This is a genomic window from Flavobacterium sp. P1_E4 (genome assembly GCF_056405915.1).
The window spans coordinates 1-1,104 of record NZ_JBFUBE010000073.1 but is presented as its reverse complement, the minus strand read 5'-3'; the positions used below and the strand labels follow the sequence as shown (position 1 = coordinate 1,104).

The 1,104-nt window shown below is 32.8% G+C and carries 1 protein-coding gene, 2 tRNA genes and 1 rRNA gene; 1 reads left to right on the top strand and 3 read right to left on the bottom strand.

The genetic code is table 11. The features are described 5' to 3' along the window. A partial coding sequence (locus tag AC1DY0_RS19040; RefSeq protein WP_477190151.1) for a transposase occupies positions 1-225 on the top strand: 225 nt, incomplete at its 5' end. 435 nt (positions 226-660) lie between these two features. Here AC1DY0_RS19040 and AC1DY0_RS19035 read toward each other — a convergent pair. The 3 genes from AC1DY0_RS19035 to rrf form a co-directional block, all read right to left on the bottom strand. Continuing rightward, a tRNA-Leu gene (locus AC1DY0_RS19035) sits at positions 661-746 on the bottom strand. A gap of 10 nt (positions 747-756) precedes the next feature. Next, a tRNA-Phe gene (locus tag AC1DY0_RS19030) sits at positions 757-829 on the bottom strand. 62 nt (positions 830-891) lie between these two features. Then, positions 892-1,001: ribosomal RNA gene (gene rrf, locus AC1DY0_RS19025) — 5S ribosomal RNA — on the bottom strand. Positions 1,002-1,104 lie beyond the last annotated feature (103 nt).

Sequence of the window (1,104 nt, the reverse complement as noted above, 5' to 3'; positions counted from 1 at the left end):
GCTCATTGGTATAGAAATGTAGAAGAATCAGGCTTTAAAAACTTTAATATTCTGCTTAATACCATAACTTTTAATTACAAGTCAATCTTAAACTATTTTCATAACAGAAGTACAAATGCTTCTGCCGAATCTTTCAATGCAAAAATAAAAGCTTTTAGAAGTCAATTTAGAGGAGTGAGAAATATAGATTTTTTCTTGTTCAGATTATCTAATCTTTTTGCATAATCCCCAACTTTTGCACCTGATCCGAGATATGGGTTTTAAAAATCAGAAACATGCTTTTTTAACATCTCTAAATAAGATTAAAATATAAAATAAGATAAAAATAAATCTTAATATTAATATTAAACATTAATAAATAGAATTTATAGATTTTTAAAGAACAGGTATATTGAAATTAATCTTCAACTATTTTTTTTAAAAATAAAAGATTTGAATTTACTTTATCAACTTAAGTACGTTGAGAGAAATTAGATAAACATAACATCAACTAATATTTCATTACCAACCAAAGTAAAGTTAAACGTATTTAGTACTTTAAAATATAGTAAAAATATCAACTTTGAGAAGAAAACCAAAGCTACCGTACAGTAATCGTACAATTATAGAAACGAAAAAACCGCAAAGAACTAACAATAAGGTCTTTACGGTTTAACAAAGTACTCAGAGCGGGACTTGAACCCGCACGAACATTGCTGTTCACTGGATTTTAAGTCCAGCGTGTCTACCAATTTCACCATCCGAGCCATTATAAAGTGGTACCTCCAGGGATCGAACCAGGGACACATGGATTTTCAGTCCATTGCTCTACCATCTGAGCTAAGGTACCTAATCTTATAATTAGATTTTGTTATAAAAAACCCCGTTTCTTTCGAAACGGGGTTTTGTAAAAAAAGGCAGCGACATACTCTCCCACATAACTGCAGTACCATCTGCGCAGGCGGGCTTAACTACTCTGTTCGGGATGGGAAGAGGTGAGCCCCGCCGCAATAACCACCTTAAGTCGTTACAATTGCTTTGGGCAATCATTTGCAAGTCGTAATTAACTTCGTTCTGTTCGGCTAAAGCCTCGGATCAGAATTTCGAACTCGTAATTGCAATAAA